Origin of the sequence: Sulfitobacter sp. 1A13496, from assembly GCF_043557225.1 — a bacterium.
GTDB classification, from domain to species: Bacteria; Pseudomonadota; Alphaproteobacteria; order Rhodobacterales; family Rhodobacteraceae; genus Sulfitobacter; species Sulfitobacter faviae.
Window position 1 is genome coordinate 755,527 of sequence record NZ_JBIFFP010000001.1, and the last position, 23,976, is coordinate 779,502.

Sequence of the window (23,976 nt, forward strand, 5' to 3'; positions counted from 1 at the left end):
CGCGGCAGGTGGTAGAAGGGCGAAAACGGGCAGGGTGGTCGATCATGCGGGCAATTCTTAGAGGACTGGCAGTGGCGCTGGCCTGTGCGGCGCCATTCACTGCCGCGGCGCAGGAATTGACCGCGCTGGCGCGGGTCGAGCCGGTCGAAAGCGCTGTGAGTGATCGCTGGTTCGGCAAGACCGATTTGACCGTGGCGCTGAGCCAAGGCGTGCCTTTCCGTGTTTTTCTGCTGGATGATCCCGCCCGCCTGATCGTCGATTTCCGCGAGGCGGATTGGTCGAATGTCGCCCGGGGAGATCTGTTGGAAAAACCGGGCCGTATCTCGGCCCTGCGGTTTGGTGCGTTTCAGCCCGGTTGGTCGCGTCTGGTGGCGGATTTGGCCGAGCCGATGGTTCCCGCTGAGATTGGCATGCCGGTGGACGCAAGCAGCGGCAAGGCGCGGCTTGAGATTACCTTGGAGAGGGTCGAGCCTGCGATCTTTGCCGAGGCCGCAGGCGCGCCGGTGGACCCCGATTGGACCACCGCGCTCACCGCGCCGCCGAAACCTGAGGCGGCAGACAAGGACAGTTTCACCGTCGTTCTGGACCCCGGCCACGGCGGCATCGACCCCGGTGCGCAGCGCGAGGGATTGGACGAGAAAGACCTGATGCTTAACTTCGCTCGCGACCTGCGCGATGCGCTGCGGCGCAAGGGGGTGGATGTCTTGCTGACCCGGGACGAGGATATTTTCGTCGCCTTAGAGCACCGGGTCGCCATCGCCCATCAGGCCGAAGCGGACCTTTTCATCTCGCTCCATGCCGATAGCCTGTCGCAGGGCGGGGCGAGCGGGGCGACGGTCTATACCCTTTCCGATGATGCCAGCGATGTGGCGACCGAACATCTCGCGGCGCGGCATGACCGGTCGGATATCATCGCGGGGGCGGACCTGACCGGCTCAGATGATCAGGTGGCGGGCATCCTGTTGGACCTTGCCCGGCAAGAGACCGAGCCGCGCTCAGATGCGCTGGCCGAGATTTTGGTCGAGGGCATGGGCGCAGCGGGCGGGCCGTTGAACAGCCGGCCTCTGCGGCGGGCGGGTTTCTCGGTCTTGAAGTCTGCCGATATTCCTTCGGTTTTGGTCGAAGTGGGGTTCCTGAGTTCCAAGCGCGATCTGACCAATCTGCGCGATCCGGTGTGGCGCGCGTCGATGGTGAGCGCGATGGCGGATGCGATCGTGACATGGCGTGATCAGGACGCGGCGCTCAAGCCTTTGATCAGAAAGTAAATTAGAAAGATATGGCTGCTTTGGCGATGGGCGAAGATTCGCCCCCGCTGGCGGCCATGTGTTTTGACCCGAGCCGGTGCATCCTGTATAGGCTCGGAACTGTCTCTAGCCAATGGTGGTCCGCGCGCGTGTTTCGATTTGTTCTGTCCTTTTTCGGGGGGATCTTTACCACCCTGACCCTGAGCGTCGGCATGGTGGCTTTGACCATCGGAGCGGTGTTCTGGATGTATGGCCGGGATTTGCCCAGCCATGAGTCGTTGGCGCAGTACACGCCACCGACGATCAGCCGGATTTACTCAGGCCAAGGCCGTCTGATCGACGAATTCGCCAAGGAACGTCGTCTTTTCGCCCCGGCCAATACCATTCCGGATCTGGTGAAACAGGCCTTCATCTCGGCAGAGGACAAGAACTTCTACACTCATGAGGGCTATGACCTTCGCGGCATCGGTGCGGCGGCGGTGGATGCGGTCAAATCGCGCGGGCGCGATGTGCGCGGGGCTTCGACGATCACCCAGCAGGTGATGAAGAACTTCCTGTTGTCGGGCGACCGCCGGGCCGAGCGTAAAATCAAGGAGATCATCCTTGCCTCGCGTCTGGAAGAGACCCTGAGCAAAGAGAAAATTCTCGAGCTCTATCTGAACGAGATTTTCCTCGGCCAGAACTCCTATGGCGTGGCGGCGGCGAGCCAGACGTATTTCAACAAGACGCTGAGCGAGTTGGCCCCGCATGAGGCGGCCTTCCTCGCCTCGCTGCCCAAGGCACCCTCGGATTACCACCCGGTGCGCCGCAAGGACCGCCTGCTGGCACGGCGGAACTTCGTGCTGCGCGAGATGAAAGAGAACGGCTATATCTCGGAAGCGGTCTATGAAACCGAAGTGGCGCAGCCGCTGCGCTCGGTCCAGAACGGTGATTTCGAGAGCTTCAAGGCCGAACTGCCGCCGCGGGATTATTTCACCGACGAAATTCGTCGTCAGTTGAGCGAAGATTTCGGCGAGGGGGAGTTCTTTACCGGCGGTCTGACCGTGCGCGCGACCATCGACAACGAGATGCAGCCTATCGCCGCCAACGCTCTGCGCCGTCAGCTGGAGCAATATGACCGCGGGCGGGGCATCTGGCGCGGGACGCGTTTTGAGATCCCCGCCGATCAACTGGACAGCGAAGAGGAATGGCGCGCCGCGCTGGCGGACCTTCGGGTGCCGCGTGACATCGATCTGGAGAACCAGTGGTATCCGGCGGTGGTGCTTGAGGTCGGCAGCAATGACGCCCGCATCGGGATCGAAGGCGTCGAGGATGACGAAGACGGCCACTGGATTCCGGCCAAAGACGTGCAATGGGCGCGCAAACGGCTGGATGACGGCTCTCTCGGGCGCAAGGCTCAGGTGGCGGGCGACCTGCTTGAAGTGGGTGAGGTCGTCTTGGTCCGGCGCATGACCTCGGACAGCGACGGCTCTTTCATCCGCTGGACATTGCGGCAGGTGCCAGAGGTGCAGGGCGGTTTCGTCGCGATGGACGTGCACACGGGCCGCGTGATCGCGATGCAGGGCGGCTTTTCCTATCAGGCGAGCGTGTTCAACCGGGCCACACAGGCCAAGCGCCAGCCGGGGTCAAGCTTCAAGCCCTTCGTCTATGCCTCCGCACTCGACAGTGGCTATAGCCCCGCGACCATCGTGGTCGACGCCCCGATCGAGATCAACACGCCGCAGGGCGTTTGGCGGCCGCAGAACGCCTCGCATAAATTTTACGGGCCGACGCCTCTGCGCACCGGGATCGAACAGTCGCGCAACTTGATGACCATCCGTCTGGCACAGGAAGTCGGGATGGATGTGGTCGGCAGCTATGCGGAGCGTTTTGGCGTTTACGACGACCTTGCGCCCTTGCTGTCAAACGCGCTCGGCAGTCAGGAAACCACGCTGTATCAAATGGTTTCGGCCTATGCGATGTTCGCCAATGGCGGTGAGCGGGTGCAGCCCACTTTGGTCGACCGGGTGCAAGACCGCTATGGCCGCACCGTCTACAAACATGATGAGCGCAAATGCTACGACTGTGAGCAGATCAACCTCGCCCCCGGTGAAGCGCCGCGGATCATTTCCAACCGCGAGCGGGTGATGGACCCGGTGACGGCCTATCAGCTGACCTCCATGATGCGCGGCGTGGTCGAGCGTGGCACGGCGCGCAATGCAGTGAACCTGCCGGTGCCGATCGCGGGCAAGACAGGCACCACCAACGATGAGAAAGACGCGTGGTTCGTGGGCTTCTCCTCCAACGTGGTGGCGGGCTGCTACATCGGTTTTGATACCCCGCGCCCGATGGGCCGGGGCGCGGGCGGCGGGCGGCTCTGCGCGCCTGTATTCCAGCGCTTCATGTCCGAGGCGATCAAGAAGTATGGCGGCGGTGACTTCGCGGTCCCCGACCAGTGCCGCTTTATCAAGATCGACCGTTTCACCGGCGCGCGGCTAAGCGACAGTGCCACCGGCGCCAATGTCGTGTCGGAATGTTTCCGCGATGGCGAAGAGCCGCTCTTTGGCATCTCTTTCGATGGCGGTTTTGCCATGGGGGCGGACCTGCCGCTGGTCGAAGAATTGGGTGGCTCCTCCTCGCGTGAGGTCACCACATCGACCGGCAAGAAAGCCACCGTCGGCCCCAAGGCGAGCTTTGGCACGCTGAGCTCCGGCGGTCTTTACTAATCAGGCCGAAGGGGGCGGGGCAAAGTTGCGCTTTGCCGCCCCCCACTTGCCGCCGCTGGCGGGCTGGTCTATCTCTCGTGCGGCTCCGGTTTTGGGGGCCGCATTACTTATCAAAGGCAGGCACACATGCGCGCAGAGGCACAGAATACCGCGGACCAGATCAGCAAATCGCTGGAATTGCTGGCCCAGCGACTGGATGTGGAGACCGCGCCCTACCGGCTGGAAGAATTCAACGCCCGCGTCGAAGACCCGAACCTTTGGGACAACCCCGATGCGGCGCAAAAGCTGATGCGTGAGCGTCAGTCGCTCGTAGATGCCATCGACACCTATGAGGGCATCAAACAAGAGTTGGCCGACAATCTCGAACTGATCGAACTGGGCGAGATGGAAGAGGACGAAGAGGTCATCTCTGACGCCGAGGCGGCGCTGAAGGCGCTGGCCGAAAAGGCCGCGCAGAAGGAACTCGAAGCGTTGCTGAACGGTGAGGCCGACAGCAATGACACCTTTCTTGAGATCAACGCAGGCGCGGGCGGCACGGAAAGCTGCGACTGGGCCAGCATGCTGGCGCGGATGTATGTCCGCTGGGCCGAGAAGAAGGGCTATAAGGTCGATCTTCAGGCCGAAAGCCCCGGTGACGAGGCTGGCATCAAATCCGCGACCTATAAGATCGAAGGCCATAACGCCTATGGCTGGCTGAAGTCCGAGAGCGGTGTGCACCGTCTGGTGCGCATCTCGCCTTTCGACTCGGCAGCCAAACGGCACACCTCTTTCACCTCCGTGAAGGTTTACCCGGTGGTCGACGACAATATCGAGATCGAGGTGAACCCCTCCGATATTCGCATCGATACCTACCGGTCCTCCGGCGCGGGCGGTCAGCACGTCAACACCACCGACTCGGCGGTGCGGATCACCCACCACCCCACGGGCATCGTCGTGACCTCTTCGGAGAAGTCGCAGCACCAGAACCGCGACATCGCTATGAAAGCGCTGAAATCGCGGCTCTATCAGATGGAGTTGGACAAGCGCTCGGCACTGGTGAACGAGGCGCATGAGAATGCAGGCGACGCGGGCTGGGGCAACCAGATCCGCTCCTACGTTCTGCAGCCCTATCAGATGGTCAAAGACCTGCGCACCAATTACGAGACCTCGGACACCAAAGGCGTGCTCGACGGCGATCTCGACGGGTTGATGGGGGCGACGCTGGCGTTGGCAGTCTCGGGCAAAAGCCGGGCCGAGGCGCAGGGCGACTGAGCCCATGCTGCCCCCTTCATGAAATGACAATGATTAATAGGGGGACATGATGGAATTGCTGAATTGGGACGCCTTAGAGCTGTCTGAGGCGTTGGCCGCGCGAAAGATTTCCGCGGTCGAGTTGATGCAGGCGACCTTGGACCGGATCGAGGCGGTGAACGGCAGGGTGAGTGCCGTCGTCTCCCTCCGCGATCGCGACGCTTTGCTGGCCGAGGCTGAAGCCGCCGACGCGGGCCCGCGCAAGGGCTGGTTGCACGGCATTCCCATGGCGATCAAGGATTTGGCAGATGCAGAGGGGTTGCCTACCTCGCAGGGCTCGCCGCTGTTCGGCTCGGCACCGGCCAAGCGGGATCACCCGGCGGTGGCCCGTCTGCGTGCCGCCGGGGCCATCGTGATCGGCAAGACCAACACCCCGGAGTTTGGCCTTGGCAGCCATACGTTCAACCCGGTGCATGGGGCGACCTGCAACCCCTATGACCTCGGTCGCTCGGCTGGCGGCTCCTCTGGCGGGGCGGCGGCGGCGCTGGCGGCGCGGATGGTGGCCGTGGCCGATGGCTCCGACATGATGGGCTCCCTGCGCAATCCGGCGGGGTGGAACAACGTCTACGGCATGCGGCCCAGTTGGGGCACGGTGCCTTCGGGCAATGACGGCGATCTTTTTTTGCACCAGCTTTCGACCTTGGGCCCGATGGCGCGCAGCCCGCGCGACCTTGCCGCCCTGCTGGACGTGATGACAGGCTATGATCCGCGTGAACCGCTGACCCGCACCACCCCCGATGCAGCACCGCAGATCGACGCGGCGCTGGCCCCCCAGCGGATCGGCTGGCTGGGTGACTGGGGCGGTGCCTTCCCCTGTGCGCCGGGGATCATCGACCATAGCGAAGCGGCGCTGAAGCGCTTGGCCGACCTCGGCCATACGCTCACGCCTTTGGCGGCACCCTTCGATGCGGAGGCCATGTGGGAAAGCTGGATCACCCTGCGGTCCTTTGCCGTGGCGGCCTCTCTCGGGGCGATCTATGACGACCCCGCTCGGCGCGAGGGGCTGAAACCCGCCGCGCAATGGGAGGTCGCACGGGGGCAGGGGTTCTCGGCCTCTGACATCCAGCGGGCCAGTAGCATCCGATCTGATTGGTTCCGCGCGGCGGATGCTCTCTTTGAGGAAGTCGATGTGTTGGTGCTGCCCTCGGCGCAGGTCTGGCCCTTTGCTGTCGAACAGGTGCATCCGACCGAGATCGACGGCCAGCCGTTGGATACCTATCACCGTTGGATGCAGGTGGTGGTCCCCGCCAGCCTGATCGGCCTGCCGGTGGTCAACATCCCCGCAGGTTTCGACGCGCGCGGTCTGCCATTGGGGCTGCAACTGATCGGCAGGCGCGGCATTGACGCGCGTCTGCTCCAACTGGCCCAAGGTTGGCATGAGGCGACGGGCTATCCGCAGGCGCAGCCGCCCCAGCTCTAGCGGGGCTTAGTTAAAAGGCGCGTCAGGCTGAAGCAGGCGGCGGTGGTAGGGCATCAGCGCGTCGATGTCGGTGAACCCCGCCTGCCGCGCGGCGGGCAGAACGGTTTTGGGGTCTCTGCCGATATACTCATAGGTCAGCCGGGTCACCCGCGTGCCCGCGGCGCTTTCGGGGGCGGTGCGGGTGACGTAGCCAACCCAAAAGTTATTTTCGAAAGAGGCTACGCGGTTGAGGTAGTTGAACGACCCGGTCAGCGTGCGACGCCGCGAAACGACGATGGAAACCCCATTCTCCTGCCGTGAGACGATGCCGCGATATTCCCGCGCCATCGGGTTGGTCGGCAGCTCTTGTGCGCGCAGCGATGGCGCGCTCTCATAGCCGCGCAGGAAGGTGTTGCCGCCATGGCGCGTGATAAAAACCACGCCGGTCACGAACCTGTCTTGATCCAGAAAAGACCGCCGCGCGAAACGGTAAAAACCGCTTGGGAAATCCGCCTCGGGCACATTTTGAATTCCGGTGCCCAGAAAGTCGCGCAAGAAGCTGTTGTTGATCGGATCTTGGTTCAGGGAAATCTCGGTTACCGGCTCCAGCAGCACCCGCGCGTCGATCTCGAAAAAGCGGCAGATCCGGGCCAGCACGTCGGGGCGGGGGAAGCTTTCGCCCGAGAGGTAGCGGTTGAATTGCGTGCGATTGATGCCAAGCTGCCGGGCAAGGTCAGAGATCGAGGGGTAATCCGCTGCCAACTGGCGCAGATTGGCGCCGAACATGCTACGAAGTTCAGAGGGGGAGCGGTTGGGAGCGGACATGCAGCCTCGTTCTGATTTGCGTCGCGGCCTTAGAATAAAAGCCGTTATGGCCAGATGGTTAACAGACTGACGCGAAGGCGCGTCAAAGCTGACGCTGATTTGTAGCTGACCCTACTGGAACCGACACAAAATGCAAGCGGACGTTGCATTTTAATCTATGTTGCACCCCTTTCGATTGTCGCAAAATGGAGAACAAACATCGAAAGCGGGGTGTACTATGATTGGTGTAGTTCTGTGGAGCGATAATAGCGCCGGAAAAGCGGTTTTCTGGTGCGAAGATCAAGGCGATCTTGCCTATTACGAAGAGCCGGCGATCCGTGTCGGGCAGGGGGCGGGGTTTGACACGGGCGATATGGTGCAGTTCGACGTCTCAGTGCATCGCAAGCTGCGTATCGCGGACAACCCCCGGCTGGTGCAGGAGAAAGCGGCTTCGCATCTGCCCGAGGCGCTGCGGCAAGATAACCCCGCGGCGGCAGAGCCGGAGGCAGAGGGAAAGCGTCAGCAAGGCGCCCAGATCATCCCCTTTACCGCCAAGCCCGGACCGCGCCAATTCCGCGCGGCCCAGCTGAAAGCCTAAACGGCTCGCGTGTCAGACACCACGGGCGAGGGCGGCCACGCCGGTGCGGGCGACATCGGCCAGCCCCAACGGGCGCATCAACTCGGCGAAAGCGTCAATTTTGTCGGGCGCGCCAGTGATCTCGAAAACAAAGCTTTCGAGCGTGCTGTCGACCACATTGGCGCGGAAGATATCCGCCAGCCGCAGCGCTTCGACCCGATGCTCGCCCTTGCCGACGACTTTTAAAATCGCCAGTTCCCGCTCCACGCTTGGCCCTTCGACGGTGAGGTCATGCACCTCATGCACCGGCACGATGCGACCGACCTGCGCCTTGATCTGCTCGATCACCTGCGGGGTGCCGCTGGTGACGATGGTGATACGCGACAGATGCCCGGTGTGGTCCACCTCGGCCACGGTCAGACTGTCGATGTTGTACCCCCGGCCCGAGAACAGGCCGATCACCCGCGCCAGCGCGCCGGGCTCGTTCTCGACCAGCACGGCCAGCGTGTGTTTTTCAACCACATCCGAGAAGTTGGGCCGTAGGTTATAGGCGGAATGCGAGGTCGCACCTTTTTTGATTTTTAGGGCAGCCATGTCTTCGTCCTTCTTCATCTTCGCCGGAAATTTGAAAAATTTCCGGGACGTTTTCTTCTAAAGAAAACGGGTTACACCAACACCGAGCCTTTTGCGTCGATCACACCCTGGGTCTCATGATCGCCCGGCAACAGCATTTCGTTATGCGCCTTGCCGCTTGGGATCATGGGGAAGCAGTTTTCATGCTTCTCGACCAGACAGTCAAAGATCACCGGCCCGTCGTGGTTGATCATCTCCATGATCGCATCATCAAGGTCATCGGGGTCCGAGCAGATGATCCCCTTGGCGCCAAAGGCTTCGGCAAGTTTGACGAAATCGGGCAGGGCTTCGGACCAGCTTTGCGAATAACGCTCACCATGCAGCAGTTCCTGCCACTGGCGCACCATGCCGAGCCGCTCGTTGTTGAGGATGAACTGTTTTACCGGCAGGCCGAATTGCATCGCCGTGCCCATCTCTTGCATGTTCATCAGCCACGAGGCTTCGCCCGCCACGTTGATCACAAGGCTTTCCGGATGCGCCATCTGCACGCCGATGGAGGCGGGGAAACCATAGCCCATGGTGCCGAGGCCGCCCGAGGTCATCCAGCGGTTCGGTTCCTCAAAGCCGAGGTATTGCGCGGCCCACATCTGGTGTTGGCCCACTTCGGTGGTGATATAGCGGTCGTGATCCTTGGTCAGCGTTTCGAGCCGCGCCAGCGCGTGCTGCGGTTTGATCACCTTGCCGGTCTGGTTGAACTTGAGGCAGTCGATGCTGCGCCATTCTTCGATCTGCTGCCACCATTTCGCCACCGCCTCGCTATTGGTTTTGCGGCCGCGCGATTTCCAGACCTTCAGCAGGTCTTCGAGCACATGGGCCACATCGCCGACGATCGGAATGTCGATGCGGATCACTTTGTTGATCGACGAGGGGTCGATGTCGATATGCGCCTTGGTGGATTTCGGGCTGAAACTGTCGATGACACCGGTGATCCGGTCGTCGAACCGCGCGCCGATGTTGATCATCAGATCACAATCATGCATCGCCATATTGGCTTCGTAGAGCCCATGCATCCCGAGCATCCCAAGCCATTTCTCACCCGACGCCGGGTAGGCGCCGAGGCCCATCAGGGTCGAGGTGATGGGAAAGCCGGTGGCATCAACCAATTCGCGCAGCAACTGGCTCGCCGCCGGGCCGGAGTTGATGACCCCGCCACCGGTGTAGAAGATCGGCCGCTTCGCCGTCTCCATAGCCGCGACCAGTTCGGTGATCTCGGCCATGTCGCCCTTAACCTGAGGCTGATAGCGCGAGGTGGAGGGTTTGGGGGACTCGTAGTGGCCAGTGGCGAATTGCACGTCCTTGGGGATGTCGATCAGCACCGGGCCGGGGCGGCCATGGGTGGCGACGTGGAAGGCCTCGTGCAGAGTGGCGCCAAGGGTGTCGGTCTCTTTCACCAGCCAGTTGTGCTTGGTGCAGGGGCGGGTGATGCCCACGGTGTCGGCCTCTTGAAAGGCGTCCGAGCCGATCATGAAAGTAGGCACCTGACCGGTCAGCACCACAAGCGGAATGGAATCGAGCAGCGCATCCGTGAGGCCCGTGACCGCATTCGTGGCACCGGGGCCGGAGGTCACCAGCACAACGCCCGGCTTCCCAGTGGAACGGGCATAGCCTTCGGCGGCGTGCACCGCCCCTTGTTCATGGCGCACCAGAACGTGTTTGATCGAATTCTGCTGAAAGACCTCGTCATAGATCGGTAGCACCGCGCCACCGGGATATCCAAAGACGGTGTCCACACCCTGGTCAATCAGGGCTTGGACGATCATTTTCGCTCCGGTCATCTGGCGTTTCATCTTGGGTGCTCCGTAAGGCAGGTTATTGCGATTGGCATAAAAAAACCCCCGGTCTGACGGGGGCGCATGGGAAGGATTATGGTCTACCGTTACCGGCCCATGCGCGTGTGTCTTACAATAATGACTAGGTTGGTCATCTTCAGGGTCCTTTAAGCGTGGCGTGAGATTAGGAGGGGGAAAGAGGGGCGTCAACAGCGAAATGGCGAAAATCTTGTGTGTCAGGCGGGATTATCTGTAGGTTTATTTCACAACGTGCCTCATCTTGGTTATTTTCGGAAAGATTTGATCGGCGCGGCGTACTTTCCTGCATTTCCGGCGCGGTATCACACAAAACAAAACGGGCAGCCCAAGGGGCCGCCCGGTAATAGTGCCAAAATCAATAGGCTTCCTCAGCGCGGGCTGACATCCGGCAGGGTGATATTGGCCACCTGTTCGGCGATGGGATCGTTGCTGAGCGGGTGCTGGTCGGGCACGAAACCCTCAGGATCGCGCATCTTTTGCCACTGGCCCCCCATATAGACCTCTAGCCCCGAGAATTTGGCCTTATACCCCATCTTCTGGCTGCCGGGCACCCAATAGCCCAGATAGACATAAGGCAGCCCCGCCGCGCGGGCGATTTCGATATGGTCGAGGATAATGTAATTGCCCAGCCCGTTGCGGGGCCGGTCAGGGGTGTAGAAAGAATAGACCATGCTCACCCCGTCGCTCAGCACATCGGTCAGGCAGACGCCGACGAGTGCATTGTCGGCCTCAGGGTCGGTATATTCGATCACCCGGCTGCGGATCGGGGTTTCCTCGATCATGGCAGCGAATTCGAACACATCCATATCCGCCATGCCCCCATCCGCATGGCGACTGTCGAGGTAGCTGCGGAAAAGGTCATATTGCTCTTCCGTGGCCCAAGGCGATGTCGCGCGGCGCTCAAGGCCTGCGTTGCGCTTCAAGATGCGGCGCTGGCTTTTGCTGGGGCGAAAGGCGGCCACGTCGATCCGCGCGGAAAGACAAGCGGCGCAATCAGCGCAGGAGGGGCGGTACAGAACATTTTGCGAGCGGCGGAAGCCTTGGCTCGACAGGCTGTCATTCAGGCGAGCGGCATTATCGCCCTGAAGGGCGGTGAACAGCTTGCGCTCCATCCGGCCCTCCAGATAGGGGCAGGGTTGCGGCGCTGTGACATAGAATTGTGGTGTCAAAGGCAGTGTATGTCGCATGGGCTTCCAGCATTTATCGGGGGATGCTATCAACCCCCCCCCGCTCCGCCAAGGGCAAATTTGCGTGCGCCCCTAGCGGCTGAGCCGCCGGTTCACCGGCACGGTGCCAAGCGCCATGTCCGTAAGGCTTTGACGGCGGGCCGTGGTACAGATGAGAACGGCCGAGACGACCTGAATGATCGTGACCGTCATCGACAGCGAATAGCCGATGGTATGCAAAAGCGCGGTCATGAAATCGAAGGGTCGGTCGCGGTGGTCGCGCAGCTCCATCGCCATCAGGCGCATCCCCCATGTGGCCGAGCCGCCGGTCAGCGTGGCCACCCGGTAGGCAAAGCCCACCACCAGCGTCAGAAAGGGGAAAAAGAACAGCCCCGTAAAGGCCGTGAAGGGCAGGATCAGCACGCAAAAGAGCAAGACAAGGGTCACATCGATGACCCAAGCCAGCAGCCGTTTGCCAGCGATGCCGTCATAGAATTGCGGGTGTAGGTCGGGGTCTGGGGTCTGGGTCATGTCTTATCCTGCGAAAGGCCCCCCGGGCGCATTGCCGGGGGGCGGGGGTCAGGGTGCGATTAGGCGTTTGTGGCCGTCTCGTCCCGCTTGGCGCGTTCGTCCATGAATTGGTCGAACTCGGCCTTGTCCTTGGCCTCGCGCAGACGCTCAAGGAAGGCTTCGAAGTTGTGCTGCTCTTCCTCCAAACGGCGCAGGGTGTCGGCCTTATAGGCGTCAAAGGCGCGGTTGCCGGTGCTGCGCGACATCATCGCGCGGCTGGATTTGCGGCTGCAGGATTTCGAAGAGAACATGCGTTTGCTCCAAGTCATATAGGCAAGAAGGGCGAGGCCGAGGGGCCAGAAGAAGATGAAGCCGAGCACCATGGCGGCGATCCATGCGCCTTTGCCGCGTGCGTCCATCCAGGCTTCTGTCCGGGCCAGCCAGCTGGGGCGGGGGGAGTAGGTCGGGTCGGTGGTCACTGTCGTCATTGTTGAGCCTTTCGGTCGTGACGGGCCTGTCGCCGGCCCGGGCGTTTCGGATAATGTGAATGTCTTTCACATTGAATAGATCGGAACGCCGAACCCGTTTCGCAAGGGGCTATGTGAATGTTTTTTACATTATTTGAGAAGCGAAAGTGAAATCAGCGACTTGCGCGCCCGAAAGCTGCGCCATTCTCTGCGGTTCAAGACAGAAAACGTGATGCGGCGTGCCCGCAGCGGCCCAGACCAGCGGGAATTGCAGCAGATTGCGGTCAAACCAAGCGCGCGGCGGCGTGATATGCCCCAAAGGCGCGACGCCGCCGATGGCAAAGCCGGTCTGCGCCCGGATCAGCGCGGCATCGGCCTTGCCCAAAGGCTCCCCGGCAAGCGCTGCGGCCTGTTCTAGATCGACCTGCTGCGCGCCCGCGGTGATGAAGAGCAGCGCCGCCCCACTGTCTTCGCCGCGCAGAACGATGGATTTCGCGATTTGGTCGACCGCGCAATCAAGCGCCGTGGCCGCATCCACCGCCGTCCGCGCCAAAGCCGTCTCGCGGATTTCCGGCGTCACCCCCGCGGCCTCCAGCGTGGCGCGGACCCGTTTCAAACTCTTGCTCATTCTCTGCCCCTTGTCGCATCGCGCCCCCTCGGGGCGCCGGTCAAAGTCGTAGCAAGCCAGTGCCCTGCCGCAACCCCCATTGACGCCGCTTGGATCAGCCCGCAAAGCTGGCGCCATGACAGACCCATCTCTCGCCGCCCGGATCACCCGTTCCCCCCGTGTCTACCACCGCGAACGCGCGCAGGATGCGGCGGCGCTGCTGCCCGATCTCGCGCCGGAGTTGCGCGAAATGATCTCGGCTGCGGCCTCGACCGCGCCCTATCTGATGGCGCTTTTGGAGAAAGAGGCGGGCTGGCTGAGCGCGGCGGTCGCCAATCCCGAAGCCGCTCTGGCCGAGAATTGCGCGGCAGCAGCGGAACTGGCCCCCGATCGGCTTGCCGATGGGTTGCGGCAGGGCAAGCGGCGAATGGCGCTGCTGACCGCGCTGGCCGATCTGGGCGGGGCATGGTCGCTGGAAGAGGTGACAGGTGCGCTGACGGAATACGCCGATGCAGCCTGCGGCGCGGCCCTGCGGGCGGGGCTGGCGGCCCAGATCAAGCGCGGCAAGCTGCCGGGCATGGCGATGGACGATCTTTCCGATTGCGCGGGCATGGTCGTCTTTGCCATGGGCAAGATGGGCGCGGGGGAGCTGAACTATTCCTCCGACATCGACCTGATCTGCCTTTTCGACGAAAGCCGTTTCGCGCCCGATGATTTCCACGCCGCCCGCAGCGCCTTCGTCAAAGCCACGCGCGCCATGTCTGCTACGCTGAGCGAAAATACGGCCCAAGGCTATGTCTTCCGCACCGATCTGCGTCTGCGCCCCGATCCGGCGGTCACCCCCGTTTGCATCGCGATGGAGGCAGCCGAGCGTTACTACGAAAGCCTTGGCCGCACATGGGAGCGCGCGGCCTATATCAAGGCCCGCCCCGCGGTGGGCGACATCGCGGCAGGCGAGGCGTTTCTGCAATCGCTCCGCCCCTTCGTCTGGCGCCGTCATCTGGATTTCGCCGCGATCCAAGACGCCCACGACATGCGCCTTGCGATCCGTGAGCACAAAGGTTTGGGCGGCCCGATCACCCTGCCGGGGCATGACATGAAACTGGGCCGGGGCGGCATCCGCGAGATCGAGTTTTTCACCCAGACCCGGCAGCTCATCGCCGGGGGCCGGGATGCGGACCTGCGGCCCCGCGGGACGCTAGCGGGATTGCAAGTGCTGGCCGACAAGGGCTGGGTGCCCGAGGAGGTGGCCGAGACGCTTGGCGATCACTACCGCGCGCATCGTACGGTCGAGCATCGGTTGCAGATGGTGCAAGACGCCCAGACCCACACGCTGCCCCGAAACGACGCCGATTTTGACCGGCTGGCCGCCATGATGGATATGGATGTTAAAGACTTACAGGCCGATCTTCATGATCGGCTGCAAGCCGTGCACGACCTGATCGAAAGCTTTTTCGCCGCCACGAGGGAAGAGCCCGAAGCCGCCCTCCCGGCGCATCAATTCGACACGTCGGTGCTGGACCGCTGGCCCAGCTATCCCGCGCTGCGCTCGGAACGGGGGGCGGATATTTTCGGGCGGTTGAAGCCACTGCTGCTCGACCGTCTGGCGCAATCCGCCAAGCCGGATGAGGGGCTTTTGGCCTTTGACGGTTTTCTCGCGGGGCTGCCCGCCGGGGTGCAGCTCTTCTCGCTTTTGCGGGCCAATCCGCAACTGGGCGATCTCTTGGTGGACATCGTCGCCACATCGCCCGCGCTTGCCACGCATCTGTCGCGCAACTCCGGCGTTTTCGACGCGGTGATCGGCGGGGATTTCTTTTCGGACTGGCCGGGCCAGACCAAGCTGACCGAGATGCTGAAGCAGCACCTTGCGGGGGAGGCGGACTATGAATTGCGCCTTGACGGCACCCGCCGTTGGGCGCGCGAATGGCATTTTCGGATCGGCGTGCATCTGCTGCGCGGGCTGATCGATGCGGCCACCGCCGGGCGGCAGTATGCCGAGCTTGCCCAAGCCGTCTTGCAGGCGCTCTGGCCCGTGGTCGTCGATCAATTCGCCACCCGTCATGGCCCGCCGCCGGGGCGCGGGGCGGTGATCCTTGGCATGGGCTCGCTCGGGGCCGGGCGGCTCACGCCGACCTCTGACCTCGATATGCTGGTGATCTATGACGCCGATGGGGTGGAGAGTTCCGATGGCCCCAAACCGCTTGCCACACGCAGCTATTACGCGCGGCTGACCCAAGCGATGATCACCGCGATGACCGCGCCGATGGCCCAAGGCAAGCTTTATGACATCGACATGCGCCTGCGCCCTTCGGGAAATCAGGGACCGGTGGCGACCAGCCTTGCCAGCTTCGAGAGCTATCAGAAAGAACAAGCATGGGTGTGGGAGCATCTGGCCCTCACCCGCGCCCGGGTGATCGCGGGGGCGGAGGATCTGGGCCGCGATGTCGAAGCGCTCTGCAAAGATATCCTTGGCCGCGCCGCCCCGCGTGACAAGGTGCTGGGGGAGGTGGCCGATATGCGCCGCCGCATCGCCGCCGCCCGCAGCCCCACAGGTGCGCTCGACGCCAAGACCGGCGCGGGACGATTGCAGGATATTGAACTTTTCGCGCAGGCGGGGGCGCTCATCGGCGGCACTGGCGCGCGTGAGATCGACGCGGGGCTTGCAGCTGCGCAAAGTGAAGCCGTGATCGATGCCGAAGGAGAGGTCGCGCTTTCTTCGGCCTATACCGACGCTTGGACCCTGAACTGCGCCGCGCGGCTGCTCTCAGCCAATCCGATCGAGGCGGGGGCGATGGGGCAGGCGGGGGCGAGTTTCCTCTGCCGGGTGCTGGAATGTGACGACCTCTCGGCGTTGGAGCGCAAGATGCAGGAGGATTACGCGACGGCTGCCGAGATCATCGACGCAGCGCTGCCAGCGGCGGGGCAGGAGGAAGCATGAGCGATCCCGATGACCCAAAGGGCCTGATCCGCGAATCCTACCGGATGGAGGGGATCGGCCCCGCCGAATGCCGCAGCATCTTCCTTGATTGGGCCCTGAGCCTGCCCGACGGACACGACAGCGCCGCCGCCATCACCCGATTGCTGGAACGGCACCGCGCCGCCGCCGATCACCCGATGACCCAAGTGCTGCGCGAGGGGCAGACGACGCTGACCACCCCGCGCCGCCGGGGCGGCTGGCGGGGCAGGGCGCGCAACTGACCGCCGATCGGGGCTTGCGAAACCTCTTTCCCCAGCCGCGCGAACGCAGTACGAGGGGCGCTATGACAACGCCCCAACCCCCCTCCGCCCCGCAGCCTGCCACACGTCCCGTGGTGCGCCTATTGCCCAAGGCCAACGCCCGCGCCATCCGCCACGGCTTTCCTTGGGTCTACGCCAATGAATTGGTCACCGACCGCCGCACGCGCGGGCTCGCCCCCGGCACGCTGGCGCTGTTGGAGGATGCCGAGCGCAAGCCCATGGGGCTGGTCGCGGTCAATCCGAATTCCAAGATCATCGCCCGGATGATCGACCAAGACGCCGAGACGCAGATCGATCAGGCCTGGTTCGAAGCGCGCCTCAATCGCGCCCTTCAACTGCGCAGCCAGCTTTACGATCAACCCTATTACCGCCTGATCCACGCCGAGGCCGATGGCCTGCCGGGTGTCATCATCGACCGTTTCGGCGATACCTGCGTGATCCAACCCAATGCCGCTTGGGCAGACGCGCTGATTGAGCCGCTCGTCGCCGCGCTGCAATCCGTGACGGGCGTGCACAACGTACTCAAAAACGCCTCAGGCCGGACCCGCAAGCTCGAAGGGCTAGACGATGCCTCGGCCACGTTGGCAGGCGAAACGCCCGAGGGGCCGCTGCCGGTGCCGATGAATGGCGCGACCTATATGGCCGACCTCACCGGCGGGCAGAAAACCGGCCTGTTCTACGACCAACGCCCGAACCACGCCTTTGCCGCCAATCTCGCGCGGAATGGCGCGCGGGTGCTCGATGTTTTCTCTCACGTCGGCGGCTTCTCCCTCGCGGCACTTGCGGGCGGCGCATCCTCGGCGCTGGCGGTGGACGGTTCCGCCCCCGCGCTGGAACTAGCCGAGGCCGGGGCCACGGCGATGGGCATGCAGGACCGTTTCGCCACCCGCCAAGGGGATGCTTTCGACGTGCTCACCGCTCTGCGGGACGAGGGCAAGACTTTCGACGTGGTGATCTGCGACCCGCCCGCCTTTGCCCCCTCGCGCCAAGCGGTTGACGCGGGGCTTCGTGCCTATGAACGCGTCGCGCGGCTCTCGGCGCAACTGGTGGCAGAGAATGGCATTCTGGGGCTCTGCTCTTGCTCACATGCCGCTGATCTGAACCAATTCCGCACCGCCTCCGTCCGCGGCATCGGTCGGGCCGGACGTCGCGCCATGCTGCTGCACACCGGTTTCGCCGGGGCGGACCACCCGCAACTGCCCCAGCTTGCGGAAAGCGGCTACCTCAAATCGCTGTTCTTCCGCCTGTGATGGAAGCGCGCCCCCGCGTGCTGATCGACGCTTGCGTGCTTTACCCCACGGTGATGCGCGAAATGGTGCTCGGCGTGGCCGCAGGGGGCGCGTTCGAGCCGATTTGGTCGGCGCGTATCTTGGAGGAATGGGCCCGCGCGGCGGTCAAGCTTGGCCCCGCGGGCGAAGCGCAGGCACGGGCCGAGATTGCGCTGTTGCGCGGCAAATGGCCGGGGGCCGAGCGCGAGGCTTCCCCCGGTCTGCAAGCGCGGCTTTGGCTGCCGGATGAGAATGACATCCATGTGTTGGCCGTCGCCGTGGCCAGCAGCGCCGATATGATCCTGACGCTGAACGCCAAGGACTTCCCGCGCCAAATCCTCGCCGAAGAGGGGCTGAGCCGGGCCGATCCCGACAGCTACCTGCATGGCATCTGGCAGGCGACGCCGGAGATGGTCGCCCCCGTGGCAGAGGCCGTTCTGCAAGAGGCGCGGCGGCTTTCGGGGGCGCCATGGGAAATGCGCGCGCTGTTGAAAAAGGCGCGGCTGCCCCGGCTGGCAAAGGCTTTGGGCTAGATCAGCCGTCCCACCGCAACTGCATCTGACGCAGCTTGTTGATCCGCTCTTCCGTCTTGGGGTGGCTCAGCAGCCACGCAGGCGGACGGTTGCCGCCGGATTGGCTTAGCGCGTCCAGCTTTTCAAACAGGGAGATTTGCGGGCCAATGCCGATCCCGGCTTTTGTGAGCAGCGCGGCGGCATAGGCGTCGGCCTCATATTCGTCACTACGCGACAGCCGCGCGGCAAGCAGGCTGGTCAGCCCGCTTGCGATCCAGACGCCGATGCCCGGAATAAGCCGCCCCAACACCATCGCAAGCGCGGTGCGCAGGGCGTTCTGGCCCGAGAAATCAATCATCCGGCGGCGGGAATGGCCAAGGGCGACGTGACCCAATTCATGGGCGATAACGCTTGCCAATTCTTCAGCCGTTACAGCACCTTGGCGGAACTTGTTATAGAAGCCGCGGGTGATGAAAATTCGCCCATCGGGGGCTGCGAGGCCGTTGACCGGCTCGATCTCATACAAATGCACCTTGATGCGCGGCAGGTCGAGCGCGCGGGCCATGCGGTTGCTGATCTCGTTCAACTTCGGATCGACCAGCGGCGTCGATTTCGCATCCAACTCCCGCGCCGTGCGCCAAGCCGAGAAACGGTACATCGCCAGCGCATAGAGAATGGCGAGAAGGATGGGGATGACGCGGATCATGCGCTCAATATGGGGAGCGGGGGGACCGGGGGCAAGCGGCCATGGCCTGCGCCCCGGTGGTATTCTTGGCGATCAGACGAGTTTCGCATCCATCGTGATCTCTGCCGTCAGCAGTTTGGAGATCGGGCAGTTCTCCTTGGCGGTTTTGGCCGCCTCATCGAAGTCTTCCTGCGACGCGCCGGGGATGCTGGCCTCGACCGTTAGATGCACTTTCGGCACATGAAAGCCACCGTCTTTCTCTTCGAGATAGACCTCGGCCTTGGTCTCGATACTGTCGGGCGTCAGGTCGCTTTGGCCAAGGATCATCGACAAGGCCATGGAAAAGCAGGAGGCATGGGCCGCACCGATCAACTCTTCGGGGTTGGTGCCTTGCTTGCCTTCGAAACGGGTGTTGAAACCATAGGGCTGGTCGGACAGCACGCCGCTTTCGGTCGAGACATGGCCATTGCCGTCTTTAAGCGAGCCTTCCCATTTCGCGCTGCCGGATTTGATGATCGGGGACATTCTATTTCCTTCCACATTGCTTGCCTTCGCCCCCTGAGGTGGCGCGGCGCGGCAGGCTGTCAAGGAAGGGGTTAGCGCGTCATGGTCTTGATGCCCCGGCTCAACCCTTCGAGCGTCATGGGCACCATGGCCTCGGGGCCGAAAATCTCTTGGATCATCGCGATGGATTGGGTGTAGCCCCACTGCCGTTCGGGGACGGGGTTGATCCACAGGTGGTTTGGCCACTGGTCGCGTGCGCGGGCAAGCCAAGTCGCCCCGGCCTCGGCGTTCCAATGTTCATTCGCGCCGCCCGGATAGGCGATCTCATAGGGTGACATAGAGGCATCGCCCACGAAAATGCATTTGTAGTCAGACCCATAGCTGCGCAGCACCTCATGGGTGGGGATCTGCGCATCCCAGCGGCGGCGGTTGTCGCGCCACACGCCTTCGTAGAGGCAGTTGTGGAAGTAGAAATGTTCGAGATGCTTGAACTCGCCCTTTGCGGCGCTGAAGAGTTCTTCGACCACCTTTACATGCGGATCCATCGAACCGCCGATGTCGAGAAACAGCAGCACTTTCACCGCATTGCGCCGCTCGGGGCGGGTTTTAACGTCGAGATAGCCATGTTCCGCCGTGGCGCGGATCGTGCCGTTGAGGTCAAACTCCTCTGCCGCGCCATCGCGCGCCCAACGGCGCAGGCGTTTCAGCGCGAGCTTGATGTTGCGGGTGCCGATCTCGACATTGTCGTCAAGGTTGCGGAACTCGCGCTTGTCCCAGACTTTGACCGCGCGTTGGTGGCGGCTTTCCTTCTGGCCGATCCGCACGCCTTCGGGATTGTAGCCATAGGCGCCGAAGGGCGAGGTGCCCGCCGTGCCGACCCATTTGGAGCCGCCCTGATGCCGGCCCTTCTGCTCCTCCAGCCGCTTTTTCAGCGTCTCCATCAGCTTGTCGAAACCGCCGATGGCTTCGATCTCGGCCTTTTCCTCGGGCGAGAGGTGCTTCTCGGCCATTTTACGCAGCCAGTCTTCGGGCAGGTCCACGGCGTCGAGCACATCGTCGAGGCTGATCTTCTCCAACCCTTTGAAGGCGGCGGCAAAGGCGCGGTCGAACTTGTCGATGTTGCGCTCGTCTTTGACCATCGACACGCGGGCGAGGTAGTAGAACGCCTCCACGTCATAGGTCGCAAGCCCCGCTTTCATACCTTCCAGAAAGGCCAGAAACTCCCGCAGGGAGACCGGAACATTGTGGCGGCGCAGCTGATCGAAGAAGGGCAGAAACATCAGAGGCTCAATGCGCGGTCCAACAGAACCGTGGCGACCATGCCGACGATGAGAAAGGCCATGCCATAGCCCGCGGCATATTGCGCGATGTCCTTGCGGTTGCCGCCGCGTTTGCGCGCGGTCAGCCCGCCGATTATCGCGCCGATCAATGCCAATCCGAGTGCTATCATAACCTATTGCCCGTTTGTTTTGCGGGCCTATCCATTGCGCGGGTTCAGGCTTGCGATCTCGCGCAGCTTGGCCCGCACGGCCCAGTCAGGGCCAAAGCCGTATCGCGCCCAGCCGATGCTGTCCAGCCTGACGCGGCGCGCCTCAATGCCGCGGCCTTCGATCTCGAGCGCCTCGGCTTTGAGCAGCATGAGCGTGGCCAGAAGGGCGGCGTTTTCGCTGGCTTCGGCCACGGGCAGATGCGGCGCGATCAGGGCCAGCGCGCCTGCGCCGTCGCCGATGGTCACCGCATAGCCCGCCCGCTGGGTGGCGACATAGGCGCGGTGCAGCGTTGTGCCGGGGGTGCGAGCATAGAGGGCGTCGGCGGTTTGGTAATGCGCCTGTGCGGCGGCCGGGTCGGTCATTTGCGTGACGCGGCCCATGGCGTAATGCGAAAAGGCGTGGCGGTTGTCCTGCCAGCCCTGCGTCTCGGCAATGCGCAGCGCGTCACGGGCGGCCTTCAGCCGGGCGTTGCGGCCCACGTCGCGGCCAAGAGCGGTTTGGATTGCGCGGCTCCAGACCTGCGGCGTGGCGCGGGCGGGGCGGGGGGCGACGGTGCCGCCTGCGGGGTTCACCCGGGCCAGAATGCCCGGCAGACGGGCGGCGACCTCTTCGCGGCTCATGCCCGAGCGCAGCGCGGGGTCATAATAGATGCGCAGCACCAGCATGTCGAAACCGGTCAGCACCGTATGCACATTGTCGTCGTTAAAGACCGAATCCGGCAGCCGGTAGAGATCGTTCAGCGGCCCAAGCGCTTGGGCCAGTTCCTCATGCAGGCAGTCGCGGCTTTCTTGCGGGCTCACGTCATTGGGCAGAAAAATCGCCAGCTTGCGCCGCTCGGTCAGGCGGGTCCAATCGGTGGCGGGCGAGCGGCGCGCGCGGCGGTATTCCTCAAGCGTGCTGACGTTTGGCACTACGAAACAGGCCGCCTGCGGCAAGAGTCGCCGGATTTGGCTGCGGTTCACCGCTTGGATGGTGATGCTGGCCTCTCCGCCCGTGACCTCCCGCAGTTCGATCCCGGCCTCGCGGCGCAGGCGGGCCAGCAGACGCGCAAGGTCCGGCCCCAGCGTGGCGGGCGGCTGGCCCAGCACGCGCAGGGTGATCGGCCCCTCGAAACGGGTCAGAACGGGCAGGGCGCGGCCACTTTCCATCCGGAAGGACAGGTCGAGGAAATCCTCTGCCAGCGCGGCATTCGACACATGCGGCTGAGCGGGGCGGGCTTGGGTGAACTGCTTCATCGGGGGCAGGGTGCTGTCGGCGATGACCGCGCGGGTCGCCACCTCGGAATGCGACGCGGGCACGCAGGCGTTCAGCAGCATCATCAGCGGCAGGATCAGCCGCGCCTTCACGCTGCGCCTCATGCGGCGAGCCCTCATGCGCCCGGGCCTCTCTGCTTCCCTGCGTGGGCTGCTCTATCCCAATATGCGCGTGGCGCGGTTGCTGATTGTCCTTGCATCTGCCTGCCCCATCGGTCGTTTCAACCCGGGTCTTTGCGCCCGTGATTGATCTCAGCCTAGGCAGGCGAAAAATCAAAAGCGAGGAAAATACCCGCTTTTGACGTAAAGTCGCATTTGTGTTGCCGCCCTACCGCTGGCGACGCGCCATGAAGGCCAGCCGCTCGAACAGATGCACGTCCTGCTCGTTCTTCAACAGCGCGCCATGCAGCTTGGGCAGGGCGTTGGGGCCGTCCTTGGCCAGATCTTCGGCGTCCATATCCTCGGCCAGCAAAAGCTTCAGCCAGTCCAACACCTCGGAGGTCGAGGGTTTCTTCTTCAGCCCCTGCTGTTCGCGGATCTCGTAGAACTGCGTCAGCGCGGTGGTCAGAAGCTGTTGCTTGATGCCCGGATGGTGCACTTCGACGATCTGTTTCAGCGTCTCCATGTCGGGGAATTGGATGTAATGAAAGAAGCAGCGGCGCAGGAAGGCGTCGGGCAGTTCCTTTTCGTTGTTCGAGGTGATGATGACGATGGGGCGCTGGCGCGCGCGGATCGTCTCGCCCGTCTCATAGACGAAGAACTCCATCTTATCGAGTTCCTGCAACAGGTCGTTGGGAAACTCGATGTCGGCCTTGTCGATTTCGTCGATCAAGAGCACGACCTTCTCATCCGCTTCGAAAGCCTGCCAGAGCTTGCCCTTGCGGATGTAATTCTTAACGTCATGCACGCGCTCATCACCCAACTGGCTGTCGCGCAGACGGTTCACGGCGTCATACTCGTACAGGCCCTGCTGTGCGCGGGTGGTCGATTTGATGTTCCATTCGATCATGCGCAGGCCCAAAGCGTCGCTGACCTGCCGCGCCAACTCGGTCTTGCCGGTGCCGGGCTCGCCCTTCACCAGCAATGGCCGCTCCAGCGTCACCGCCGCATTTACGGCAATTTTCAGGTCCTCGGTGGCGACGTAGTCTTTGGTGCCTTGGAATTTCATCTTGTTTTCAACCTCGTGTGACGGGCGCTTGATCCTTGGCCTTTAACCAAAAATCAAAGGGATTGTGTAGTGACAATTGTTACCCGCTCAGATAGACGCTGCGGCAGGGGACGATGTCGGGAGACAGGCCTTTTTAATGTCTGAGTTGAAAAACGCCGGGGAAAAACAAATGAAGCAGGAAATGTTCCTGCCGGACGACTATCGTCCGGCCGAGGACGAGCCATTCATGAATGACCGTCAGCTTGAGTACTTTCGTCGCAAGCTGATCAACTGGAAGGCGGAACTGTTGGCAGGCAGCCGCGACACCATCGAAACACTGCAAGACGGCACCCGGAACATCCCGGACGTGACCGACCGCGCCTCGGAAGAGACCGACCGCGCTTTGGAACTGCGCACCCGGGATCGGGCGCGTAAACTGGTCGGCAAGATCGACGCGGCGCTGCGGCGGATCGACGAGGGAGAGTTCGGTTACTGCATGGTCACCGGCGATCCGATCTCGCTCAAACGGCTGGACGCGCGGCCCATAGCCACCATGACCCTTGAGGCGCAAGAGCGTCACGAGCGGCGCGAAAAAGTCCACCGCGACGACTGACATCACCTGAAACACCACACGCCGGGGCAAATGCTTCGGCGTTTGTGGTTGGGGCGC

The 23,976-nt window shown here is 63.0% G+C and carries 23 protein-coding genes; 10 read left to right on the top strand and 13 right to left on the bottom strand.

All coding sequences use genetic code 11. The annotated features are described in order from the left end of the window. Nucleotides 1–44 precede the first annotated feature (44 nt). The 4 genes from ACGYLX_RS03700 (at nucleotide 45) to ACGYLX_RS03715 (ending at nucleotide 6,659) form a co-directional block, all read left to right on the top strand. Nucleotides 45–1,265, top strand: coding sequence for an N-acetylmuramoyl-L-alanine amidase (locus ACGYLX_RS03700; RefSeq protein WP_394447376.1), 1,221 nt, complete (start codon nucleotides 45–47; stop codon nucleotides 1,263–1,265). 128 nt (nucleotides 1,266–1,393) lie between these two features. Further along, nucleotides 1,394–3,949, top strand: a complete 2,556-nt coding sequence (locus ACGYLX_RS03705; protein WP_394447378.1) for a penicillin-binding protein 1A — start codon at nucleotides 1,394–1,396, stop codon at nucleotides 3,947–3,949. Between the two features lie 126 nt (nucleotides 3,950–4,075). Next, a complete protein-coding gene (gene prfB / locus ACGYLX_RS03710; RefSeq protein ID WP_067268656.1) occupies nucleotides 4,076–5,200 on the top strand; it encodes a peptide chain release factor 2 in 1,125 nt (374 codons plus the stop codon). A gap of 49 nt (nucleotides 5,201–5,249) precedes the next feature. Beyond that, nucleotides 5,250–6,659 (top strand): amidase, encoded by a 1,410-nt coding sequence (locus tag ACGYLX_RS03715; protein WP_394447380.1) that lies wholly within the window; start codon nucleotides 5,250–5,252, stop codon nucleotides 6,657–6,659. A gap of 6 nt (nucleotides 6,660–6,665) precedes the next feature. Here ACGYLX_RS03715 and ACGYLX_RS03720 read toward each other — a convergent pair whose 3' ends face one another. Beyond that, the gene (locus tag ACGYLX_RS03720) at nucleotides 6,666–7,463 is read right to left on the bottom strand and encodes a helix-turn-helix domain-containing protein (RefSeq protein ID WP_394447382.1); all 798 of its coding nucleotides are present in this window, start codon (nucleotides 7,461–7,463) and stop codon (nucleotides 6,666–6,668) included. Nucleotides 7,464–7,680: 217 nt separating this feature from the next. Here ACGYLX_RS03720 and ACGYLX_RS03725 point away from each other — a divergent pair, with 217 nt between their 5' ends. Next, a complete protein-coding gene (locus ACGYLX_RS03725; RefSeq protein WP_394447384.1) occupies nucleotides 7,681–8,040 on the top strand; it encodes a hypothetical protein in 360 nt (119 codons plus the stop codon). 12 nt (nucleotides 8,041–8,052) lie between these two features. Here the strand turns inward: ACGYLX_RS03725 and ilvN are convergent, their stop codons facing one another. The 6 genes from ilvN to ACGYLX_RS03755 all read right to left on the bottom strand — a co-directional run bounded on the left by ilvN (nucleotide 8,053) and on the right by ACGYLX_RS03755 (nucleotide 13,231). Next, nucleotides 8,053–8,613, bottom strand: a complete 561-nt coding sequence (gene ilvN / locus ACGYLX_RS03730; protein WP_394447386.1) for an acetolactate synthase small subunit — start codon at nucleotides 8,611–8,613, stop codon at nucleotides 8,053–8,055. Nucleotides 8,614–8,684: 71 nt separating this feature from the next. Beyond that, nucleotides 8,685–10,439 (bottom strand): acetolactate synthase 3 large subunit, encoded by a 1,755-nt coding sequence (locus tag ACGYLX_RS03735; RefSeq protein ID WP_394447388.1) that lies wholly within the window; start codon nucleotides 10,437–10,439, stop codon nucleotides 8,685–8,687. Between the two features lie 389 nt (nucleotides 10,440–10,828). Further along, nucleotides 10,829–11,647: an arginyltransferase gene (locus ACGYLX_RS03740; RefSeq protein WP_394447389.1), complete on the bottom strand. Its 819-nt coding sequence runs from the start codon at nucleotides 11,645–11,647 to the stop codon at nucleotides 10,829–10,831. A gap of 72 nt (nucleotides 11,648–11,719) precedes the next feature. Then, nucleotides 11,720–12,157: an RDD family protein gene (locus ACGYLX_RS03745; protein ID WP_322327896.1), complete on the bottom strand. Its 438-nt coding sequence runs from the start codon at nucleotides 12,155–12,157 to the stop codon at nucleotides 11,720–11,722. Nucleotides 12,158–12,216: 59 nt separating this feature from the next. After that, nucleotides 12,217–12,624, bottom strand: a complete 408-nt coding sequence (locus tag ACGYLX_RS03750) for a DUF2852 domain-containing protein (RefSeq protein ID WP_209218085.1) — start codon at nucleotides 12,622–12,624, stop codon at nucleotides 12,217–12,219. 124 nt (nucleotides 12,625–12,748) lie between these two features. Further along, nucleotides 12,749–13,231, bottom strand: a complete 483-nt coding sequence (locus ACGYLX_RS03755) for a YbaK/EbsC family protein (protein ID WP_394447391.1) — start codon at nucleotides 13,229–13,231, stop codon at nucleotides 12,749–12,751. A gap of 115 nt (nucleotides 13,232–13,346) precedes the next feature. Between ACGYLX_RS03755 and ACGYLX_RS03760 the strand changes: the two genes are divergently transcribed. The 4 genes from ACGYLX_RS03760 to ACGYLX_RS03775 all read left to right on the top strand — a co-directional run bounded on the left by ACGYLX_RS03760 (nucleotide 13,347) and on the right by ACGYLX_RS03775 (nucleotide 18,248). Continuing rightward, the gene (locus ACGYLX_RS03760) at nucleotides 13,347–16,148 is read left to right on the top strand and encodes a glutamine-synthetase adenylyltransferase (RefSeq protein WP_394447393.1); all 2,802 of its coding nucleotides are present in this window, start codon (nucleotides 13,347–13,349) and stop codon (nucleotides 16,146–16,148) included. Beyond that, a complete protein-coding gene (locus tag ACGYLX_RS03765) occupies nucleotides 16,145–16,408 on the top strand; it encodes a hypothetical protein (RefSeq protein WP_394447395.1) in 264 nt (87 codons plus the stop codon). Before ACGYLX_RS03760 ends, ACGYLX_RS03765 begins: the two co-directional genes overlap by 4 nt. A 62-nt stretch (nucleotides 16,409–16,470) precedes the next feature. After that, nucleotides 16,471–17,697 (top strand): RSP_2647 family RNA methyltransferase, encoded by a 1,227-nt coding sequence (locus ACGYLX_RS03770; protein WP_394447397.1) that lies wholly within the window; start codon nucleotides 16,471–16,473, stop codon nucleotides 17,695–17,697. Further along, on the top strand, nucleotides 17,697–18,248 hold the full coding sequence (locus ACGYLX_RS03775) for an RSP_2648 family PIN domain-containing protein (protein ID WP_394447399.1): 552 nt from the start codon (nucleotides 17,697–17,699) through the stop codon (nucleotides 18,246–18,248). The genes ACGYLX_RS03770 and ACGYLX_RS03775 overlap by 1 nt, the downstream gene beginning before the upstream one ends. 1 nt (nucleotide 18,249) lies before the next feature. On the opposite strand, the gene ACGYLX_RS03780 is transcribed toward ACGYLX_RS03775, so the two are convergent. The 6 genes from ACGYLX_RS03780 to ACGYLX_RS03805 all read right to left on the bottom strand — a co-directional run bounded on the left by ACGYLX_RS03780 (nucleotide 18,250) and on the right by ACGYLX_RS03805 (nucleotide 23,327). Next, complete coding sequence (locus tag ACGYLX_RS03780) at nucleotides 18,250–18,933, bottom strand: M48 family metalloprotease (RefSeq protein WP_394447401.1); 684 nt, start codon at nucleotides 18,931–18,933, stop codon at nucleotides 18,250–18,252. A 72-nt stretch (nucleotides 18,934–19,005) separates the two neighbouring features. After that, nucleotides 19,006–19,437 (bottom strand): OsmC family protein, encoded by a 432-nt coding sequence (locus ACGYLX_RS03785; RefSeq protein ID WP_394447403.1) that lies wholly within the window; start codon nucleotides 19,435–19,437, stop codon nucleotides 19,006–19,008. Between the two features lie 71 nt (nucleotides 19,438–19,508). Further along, nucleotides 19,509–20,696: a VWA domain-containing protein gene (locus ACGYLX_RS03790; protein WP_394447405.1), complete on the bottom strand. Its 1,188-nt coding sequence runs from the start codon at nucleotides 20,694–20,696 to the stop codon at nucleotides 19,509–19,511. Then, the gene (locus ACGYLX_RS03795; RefSeq protein WP_394447407.1) at nucleotides 20,696–20,866 is read right to left on the bottom strand and encodes an apolipoprotein acyltransferase; all 171 of its coding nucleotides are present in this window, start codon (nucleotides 20,864–20,866) and stop codon (nucleotides 20,696–20,698) included. Before ACGYLX_RS03795 ends, ACGYLX_RS03790 begins: the two co-directional genes overlap by 1 nt. Nucleotides 20,867–20,893: 27 nt before the next feature. Beyond that, nucleotides 20,894–22,264, bottom strand: a complete 1,371-nt coding sequence (locus tag ACGYLX_RS03800; RefSeq protein WP_394447409.1) for a DUF2927 domain-containing protein — start codon at nucleotides 22,262–22,264, stop codon at nucleotides 20,894–20,896. 223 nt (nucleotides 22,265–22,487) lie between these two features. Beyond that, entirely contained in the window at nucleotides 22,488–23,327 is an 840-nt protein-coding gene (locus ACGYLX_RS03805) for a MoxR family ATPase (RefSeq protein ID WP_271693512.1), read from the bottom strand. A 169-nt stretch (nucleotides 23,328–23,496) separates the two neighbouring features. On the opposite strand from ACGYLX_RS03805, the gene dksA reads away from it, so the two are divergent. Then, complete coding sequence (dksA, locus tag ACGYLX_RS03810; protein ID WP_168613149.1) at nucleotides 23,497–23,919, top strand: RNA polymerase-binding protein DksA; 423 nt, start codon at nucleotides 23,497–23,499, stop codon at nucleotides 23,917–23,919. Nucleotides 23,920–23,976: the final 57 nt, after the last annotated feature.